Here is a 7,500-nt window from a genome sequence, read left to right as displayed (position 1 = left end):
GGCTTCATGAGGTGAGCGCCGCGCTTCCCCCTGAGACTGTTGCAGCGATGGAAAGGTCGCTGGCCGACGCCGAAGGGCCGACGGGCTTCAATACAATGAAAGGCGATGCAGGCCGAGCAACGCTGGACAATATTCTGGAAGTGACCGGTCGGTTGGCGTTCATCCGGCAACTGAACCTTCCCCTGCATATGCTTCCAAATATCAACCCCGCGTGGATCGAGCATATTGTCCGCCGCGTTTCCGGCGAAAAGGCGTCGGAGATGCGCCGTCACACGGAGGCTCGCCAGCTTGCCCTTTATGCTGTGTACCTGATGGCGCGGGAAACGACGATCACGGATGCAATGGTCGAACTGCTCGTTGAAACGGTGCACAAGATCGCAACCCGGTCGAAACGGAAAGTGGTAGGCGACATCGCCAAAGATGTTGAGCGAGTTTATGGTAAGGAACGGCTTCTCGTCGATATTGCCACCGCCTCGATTGATGATCCGGACGGCCGCATTTGCGATGTCATCTTTCCGGTTGTCGGCAAGGAAAAGCTGGCGGCGATCATAAAGGAGAGCAATGCCAAGGGTGCGCTCGACCGCCGAATTTACGCAGTCATGCGCAATTCATGGGCCAATCATTATCGACGGATGCTGCCAAGCCTGCTTTCCGTACTAGAGTTCCGGTCGAACAATGCGGTCTGGCGACCGGTCTTGTCCGCTCTCGACTGGATCAGGGCGAGGGTGGATGATGGGTGCCGGTTCGTGCCGCAACACGAGGTGCCGATAGAAGGTGTGATCCCGGCAAAGTGGCGCAGTTCGGTCATCGACGGAAATGGTCGCGTCAACCGCATCAGCTATGAACTCTGCGTCCTGACCCAATTGCGGGAATGCATCCGGTCCAAGGAAATCTGGGTTGTCGGCGCTGACCGTTACCGCAATCCCGATGATGATCTGCCGAAGGATTTTGCGGCTCGACGCTCCTCTTATTATTCCAAGCTGAACCTGACACAGGATGCCCGCGAATTTGTGGCAATGGTTCGCCAGGAGGTGGAACACGAGTTGCTGCTCCTGAACGACACAATCCCTCGAAACGAGAATGTGAGAATCCTCTGCCGCGGCGAAAACAGGATTTCGATCACGCCGTTCAAGCCAGCGCCGGAACCGAAGGGGCTGGCAGCCATCAAATCGGAAATCGGTCAGCGCTGGCCGATGACGGGCCTCCTCGATGTCCTGAAGGAAGCAGCCCTCGACACCGGGCTTCTCGACGCGTTCGAGACCTCGGCCTCCCGCGTCGCGCTGCCGAAGGCTGTTCTGGATCAACGACTGCTTCTTTGCCTCTATGGCCTCGGCACCAATGCCGGTCTGAAGCGGGTCGCCGGAGCCACCACCGATGCCAGCTATGAGGAACTTCTTCATGTGCATCGCCGCTTCATTCACGCGGGCGCTTTGCGGGAAGCTTGCTCTCGGGTTGCCAATGCCACGCTTGCAATTCGCAATGCAGTGGTCTGGGGTGACGCCGGAACGGCCTGCGCATCGGATTCCACGAAGTTCGGTGCCTGGGATCGCAACTTGATGACCGAGTGGCATGCCCGCTATGGCGGGCGCGGCGTCATGATCTACTGGCATGTCGAAAAGCGAGCCACCTGCGTCTATTCCCAGCTCAAACGGTGCTCGTCATCGGAGGTCGCATCGATGATTGAAGGCGTTCTCCGCCATTGCACCGATCTGGAAATCCAGCGGCAATATGTCGACAGCCACGGGCAGAGCGCCGTTGGTTTTGCCTTTTGCCGGTTGCTCGGCTTTGAACTCGCCCCACGCCTGAAGGCGATTGCCCGGCAGAAGCTGGCGTTACCGGATGCGAGCTTCCGGACAAGATTGCCGAACCTGCTTCCGATCCTTTCCAACCCGATCAACTGGGAGGAGATTGAGCAGCAATATGACGAAATGGTCAAGTATGCCGCTGCCATGCAGACGCGCACAGCCGATCCGGAGGCGATCCTGCGCCGCTTCGCACGGGCCGAAGTTATGCACCCGACCTACAAGGCGTTGAGCGAACTCGGGCGTGCGGTCAAGACGATCTTTCTATGCCGTTACCTTCGACAGGAACCCTTTCGTCGGGAAATCCATGAAGGCCTCAACGTCGTCGAAAACTGGAACAGTGCCAACGGCTTCGTCTTCTTCGGCAAGGGCGGTGAGATGGCCACCAACCGCATTGATGAGCAGGAAGTTTCGGCGCTGGCACTGCATCTACTTCAAGCCTCGCTTGTCTATGTGAACACGCGCATGCTGCAAACGGTGCTCGCCGAACCAGCCTGGCACGGCCGTATGGCACCGGAAGATTATCGCGGTCTCACGCCGCTGATCTATGCTCACGTCAATCCCTACGGCCGGTTCGATCTTGATCTGGACAGCCGGATAGATTTCGGCAAAATTGCCGCATGAGCAGCGGCGCGAAAATGCCAATTGCAAAACTCAGGCGCAAAATTCCAACTTTTGTTGGGATTTTCGCGACAAAGGTGAAAGTCCGCTTTCGGCGGTGAGTTCAACTGACGATGAGAGTGGAGCGCAACCGCAGGAGCGGTAGGCACGTATACAATGCAGATCACCGGAATGGTCAACGCACGCGCATGCCGTTGAGAAGTAGATCCACCAGATGAGCAATGCGCGACATCGGCGCCTCGTCCTTTTCGACCGCGATCGATATCGCGCTCACCACACAGATGATGTCGTCGAAGCTGGCGTCCCCACGAATAATACCGGACTCCTGAGTGCGCCGAAGCAGTCGTTGTCCTTCCTCGGTAATCGCAATACAGCCGGGTGTCCCGTGTTGAATGACAGTCCCTAGCGAAGCAGCCAGGCTTTGATAGACGCTCGTGTTCATCGCGAGATTCTCAAGAAACTGGCGTATCGCGTCTCCGGGATCATGATCCGCATCGCGCGCGCGGCTAGTCTCCGCGACCGATGTAAACCGCTCATTGCTGGTAGCCGCCAAAAGCGCCTCTCGCGTCGGGAAGCGGCGATAGAGTGTGCCGATCCCAACCTTCGCGCGCTTAGCCACCTCCTCCAGCGCGACGCCTGCACCTTGTTCCAGGAACAGTTCTTCTGCCGCAATGAGAATGCGTTGGCGGTTCAGTTCCGCGTCGACACGTAGCCCAGCCCCGTTCATTTTATCCTCATCTTGCAAAGTGGAGGAATCCTCCATATTATAAGTGGAGGAATCCTCCACTTGCTTGAAAGGAAATATAATGGCTAAGCGGTTCGAAAACAAGGTCGTGGTGATTACTGGCGGCAGTGACGGCATCGGATTGGCGTCCGCACAGCACTTCGCGGCTGAAGGCGCACTAGTGTACATCACCGGGCGGCGGCAAGCATTGCTTGATGAAGCCGTCAGCCAGATCGGTCACGGTGCGGTCGGCGTACAGGGCGATGTCACGAACCTCGCTGATCTTGCGAAGTTCTACACGCGCATCGAGCATGACCATGGCAGGGTCGATGTCGTGTTCGCCAATGCCGGCATGCATGAGCCCGTTCCGCTGGACGCGATCAAAGAAGCCCATTTCTATGCAACGTTTGGCCTCAACGTGAAAGGTTTGCTCTTCACCGTGCAAAAAGCACTGCCCCTGATGTCGGAAGGGGGCGTGATCGTCCTCAATGGCTCGATCGCAGGTTCCAAGGCGTATCCGGGCCAGTCGCTCTACAATGCCAGCAAGGCAGCGGTTCGCTCCTTTGCACGGAGCTGGACCAACGATCTGAAAGAACGAGGCATCCGCGTGAACGTCGTGTCGCCAGGTGGCACCGAAACACGTCTGATCCGAAGCTTCTTCGACAATACACCGGGTGCGGAAGAAGAGGTTATCAAAGGGGTTCCGCTCGGTCGCCTGGGACGCCTTGACGAGGTCGCGCGTGCCGTACTTTTCCTTGCGTCAAACGAAAGCAGCTTTGTCGCGGGCCATGAGCTTTTCGTAGATGGCGGTGTCGCGGCAGTCTGACCCTGAACAGAAAAACCAGATTAAACCAGTTCGCATTAGCGATAGTTGAAAGGTAATATCATGACGATCAAAAGACTTCTGGCTGGCGCCTTGTTAGCTCTTTCAATTTCCGGAGCTGCCAGCGCCGAGGGGCCTGCTAATGTACCAAGGTACTGCCAAGGCTGTTGAATCCATCAATGCCGGTGCGACGAATGTCGTGCTGGTGCATGGTGGGACCACGGACGGCTCGGGATGGAAGGCTGTCCATGATATCCTACGGGCGAAAGGGTTGGCGGTCACTGTAGTGGAGTTGCCGCATACCAGCCTCGAAGAGGACATTGCAGCGACGAGACTGGCTGTCGACGTCCAAAGTGGCCCTACAGTTCTGGTTGGCCACAGCTACGGTGGTGCCGTTATCACGGAGGCCGGCGTAGCACCCAACGTCAAGGCATTGGTATACGTAGCTGCCCTTCAACCCGACAAGGGCGAAACTCTGGCTGAGATCAGCAGCCGTTTTCCCATGGGCATCGACATGAAGATGGTTGGCGACAAGAGGTTTGTGCCAAATCCGGCGACCTATAATGACATTCTCGGTGGGGACCTTCCGCGCGACGTCACCGACTTTATGGCTGCGTCGGCCAAGCCAATGAGGGTGGGCAAGGCAATGGAATCGGCAACGTATACAGTTCGATCCTACGGTCTTGTTCGGTTAATGACTCAGTTAACTCACGCAAGATCGTATACGGAGCTTGTTGCCCAAACTCAGGCACGGGGCTTTCTGCTGAAACAATCGCAGCCCCCCAAGACGATTTAGTAATACCATTCAGGTCAGTACGGTTTATCTGGCCGATAACAATAAAATTGCCGTCAGCGTCCATTACCTCACTTGGCGGGTATGTTGGTCCCTGAGTGGTAATACTAAGTTCATAAGATTTAGTCTTGATCAAGTTTGATCTCCCTATCCAAAACTCTAATCCACAAGATGGTGCATTCGTAGCAAAGAGTTCCTTAATCAAGAAACTAATTGATAAAGACGTGTGTACAGGCCTTTTTCTCCACCCGTTATGTATTGATTTCCGGCTTGCTGGACGATGTCCTTATATCGTTCTGAGTTGAATACCTTCATGTAGGCATCCACATCGCCATTGAATCCTGACAAAAACATCACGCCAGGTTCAGTGCTAATCGTTGAGTGATACGCGAGAAATAGCTCAACAACCTCAGCATTCCGTACAACATCAAAGATGGTTTCATCTCTCCAGCGACGATATGCCTTATACATCGAGGGAGGAACTTCCACATGGCGCAGCTGAAGAAACTGCGTGCTGGGCACAAGCTTGTCAGTATTTTTGGGAGCTTCAACAAATGACAATAGCTGCCGCCTAAAGTCACTCTTTAAAGAGTCTCTGACTGTTTCCGTCACCATGTCAAAATACGATGACAATGAGCGTGTGATGTCCAACGACTCAAGAGCCGCTATTTCTAAGACTTTTTCGTCATCAGTACTTTTATAAAAAACTCGCTGAACATCCTCTTTTGCGGGTGTTATAGAGCGCCACTTCTCGTGACTTTCCCGATGTTACGTCCACCTCAGTAATCATTATGAATTGAGCAGACATGGCATATCCTCCTGAAAATAGGAAAAGTTGGTGTTGTGATAAGAGAATTAATTCTTGGGTTGCTTTAAAGTCAGTACTGGCACTAGACTTAAAGCTAAGGCTATGGCGACACACAGCATCAGGCCATTTAATGTCATAGCGCCCAAAATTGACGATCCGATGAAAGCACCTGCTCCAATCGCGGCATTAAATATCGCTACATATATGGCTGAGGCCGGCAAGGCTAGCGGCCCAGCTTGTTTAAGAATCCAGGTCTGGAATCCAACAAAAACGATGGCTACCCCTGCTCCCCAGACTATCAGCAAGGCTCCGACTAAATAGAAAGAAGCCTCTTTATTACTCAAGGCCAAACCCAGCACACCGACTGACATTGCCAAAAGTGAAATGGAAATCAACGCTTTTAGATGCTGATCAATCAGCTTTCCGGTGATGATGTTGCCAAGAATGCCAGCAGCACCGAACGCAAACAGCAGAATGCTCAGTCGCTGTCCTGTTACTTCTAGGCTTATTGAGAGCAGTGGCTCAATGTAGGTAAAGGCGGCAAAATGAGCAGTGATCGCACAGGCTGTCGCACCATAAATTCTTAAAAATAGCTTTTCTTTCAAAACCCCCTTCAATGCTCCATTTGGCAACGGCACAGGCACTGGTAATTTGGGGAGAAATATACTGATCGCAATCATACTGAAAACAGCCAAGGCAGCAATGCCCAAGAACGCTGTGTCCCATGCATACTCACGTGCTAAAACGTTGGTGATTGGTACACCAATCACACTGGCCACTGATACCCCACCAAAAATAATAGATGTAGCGACACCAACATATTTTGGAGGAACAAGCTGAGCACCGACGGTCCCAATAATTGCCCAAAATGCACCATGAGCGATGGCGCCGACCATCCTGGCTCCCATCAGCGTAGAAAATACTGGTGCAAAAGCAGCCACAATATTAGAAACGGCAAGAATGGTCATTAATGCGACAAGCAGACCTTTCCGCGGAAATCTACCGAAAAGAAAAACCGAAAAAAGAGCGACAACAGCTGCGAGCCAAGCATAGACGGAGACAACCAATCCAGTTGTTGCCTCACTTTTCTGAAAACTATCAGCAAGTTGAGAAAGAATGCCAATAGGTGCCAATTCCGTTGTCACAATCGTAAAGGTACTCATACCTAACGCAACTATTGCGACCCATACTCGCCATGGAACGGCTTCATTTGAAGCGTGCATACAAACCTTCTTTAATATCAATTTGTTGTTGGGAAATTGTGATTCTTCTATCTTTGCGCGTGTGTTGCGAAAGCCGCCTCAGCGGCCGTAATGCCGTTCATACACGCTGGAACACCGGCATACACCGCGATCTGCAACAAGATCTCAATCACTTCCTCACGGGTGACCCCTACATTGAGTGCTGCACGGATATGGAACTCCAACTGCGAAGAGGCCGTACCCATTGCCATCAAGGCGGCAACGGTAAGCATCTCTCTGGTTTTCAGATCTATACCTTGGCGAGCGACAATGTCTGCAAATGAAAACCCCAGGATCAGCTCAAGAAAATCAGGTCCCAACCGATCAAGTCTCTTTGCCACCTTTTCAGGTGCTCCTGGATCAAGCTTGCCTAACAGGGTCAATGCTTGTTCTCGTCGGTCTTCTTTACGTGCAGTCATAGCCCTACTCCCCTCATGCCTTCATGGGTATAACGTTCACCAGCAACACGTATGTCTGAAATCTTGGATGACAACATGTCTAGTTCAGATTTGTTGAGCTTAATATTTACCGCCTCCACGTTGTCGTTCAGATTCCGTAATGAATTTGTGCCAGGAATCGGCACAATTTCATCCCCCTGAGCAAGGACCCAGGCAATGGCAATCTGTGCGGGAGTCACCTGCTTCTGTACAGCTAATTCAGAGATGACAGAGACAAATGATTCATTTTT

Annotated in this window: 8 protein-coding genes; 3 read left to right on the top strand and 5 right to left on the bottom strand. The window is 53.0% G+C overall.

The genetic code is table 11. The features are described 5' to 3' along the window. Window positions 1-2,426: Tn3 family transposase (locus ACTIKR_RS19435; protein WP_442328751.1), on the top strand; the 2,426-nt coding region annotated here is incomplete at its 5' end. A 172-nt stretch (window positions 2,427-2,598) separates the two neighbouring features. Here ACTIKR_RS19435 and ACTIKR_RS19430 read toward each other — a convergent pair. Further along, window positions 2,599-3,186, bottom strand: a complete 588-nt coding sequence (locus tag ACTIKR_RS19430; protein WP_442328750.1) for a TetR/AcrR family transcriptional regulator — start codon at window positions 3,184-3,186, stop codon at window positions 2,599-2,601. Between the two features lie 43 nt (window positions 3,187-3,229). On the opposite strand from ACTIKR_RS19430, the gene ACTIKR_RS19425 reads away from it, so the two are divergent. Further along, on the top strand, window positions 3,230-3,973 hold the full coding sequence (locus tag ACTIKR_RS19425; protein WP_442328749.1) for an SDR family NAD(P)-dependent oxidoreductase: 744 nt from the start codon (window positions 3,230-3,232) through the stop codon (window positions 3,971-3,973). A 139-nt stretch (window positions 3,974-4,112) separates the two neighbouring features. After that, a complete protein-coding gene (locus ACTIKR_RS19420) occupies window positions 4,113-4,766 on the top strand; it encodes an alpha/beta fold hydrolase (RefSeq protein ID WP_442328748.1) in 654 nt (217 codons plus the stop codon). A 198-nt stretch (window positions 4,767-4,964) separates the two neighbouring features. On the opposite strand, the gene ACTIKR_RS19415 is transcribed toward ACTIKR_RS19420, so the two are convergent. From ACTIKR_RS19415 to ACTIKR_RS19400, 4 genes are all read right to left on the bottom strand, one after another. Then, window positions 4,965-5,324: a hypothetical protein gene (locus tag ACTIKR_RS19415; protein ID WP_442328747.1), complete on the bottom strand. Its 360-nt coding sequence runs from the start codon at window positions 5,322-5,324 to the stop codon at window positions 4,965-4,967. 294 nt (window positions 5,325-5,618) lie between these two features. Further along, complete coding sequence (locus ACTIKR_RS19410; protein WP_442328746.1) at window positions 5,619-6,734, bottom strand: MFS transporter; 1,116 nt, start codon at window positions 6,732-6,734, stop codon at window positions 5,619-5,621. Window positions 6,735-6,841: 107 nt separating this feature from the next. Then, window positions 6,842-7,231 (bottom strand): carboxymuconolactone decarboxylase family protein, encoded by a 390-nt coding sequence (locus tag ACTIKR_RS19405; RefSeq protein WP_442328745.1) that lies wholly within the window; start codon window positions 7,229-7,231, stop codon window positions 6,842-6,844. Continuing rightward, on the bottom strand, window positions 7,228-7,500 hold a 273-nt coding region (locus tag ACTIKR_RS19400), incomplete at its 5' end, for an aldo/keto reductase (protein WP_442328744.1). The genes ACTIKR_RS19405 and ACTIKR_RS19400, both read right to left, overlap by 4 nt.

Origin of the sequence: Advenella sp. (assembly GCF_052108595.1) — a bacterium.
Lineage (GTDB): Bacteria > Pseudomonadota > Gammaproteobacteria > Burkholderiales > Burkholderiaceae_B > Advenella.
The sequence above is the reverse complement of the archived record's forward strand: the minus strand, read 5'-3'. Positions and strand labels throughout refer to the sequence as shown.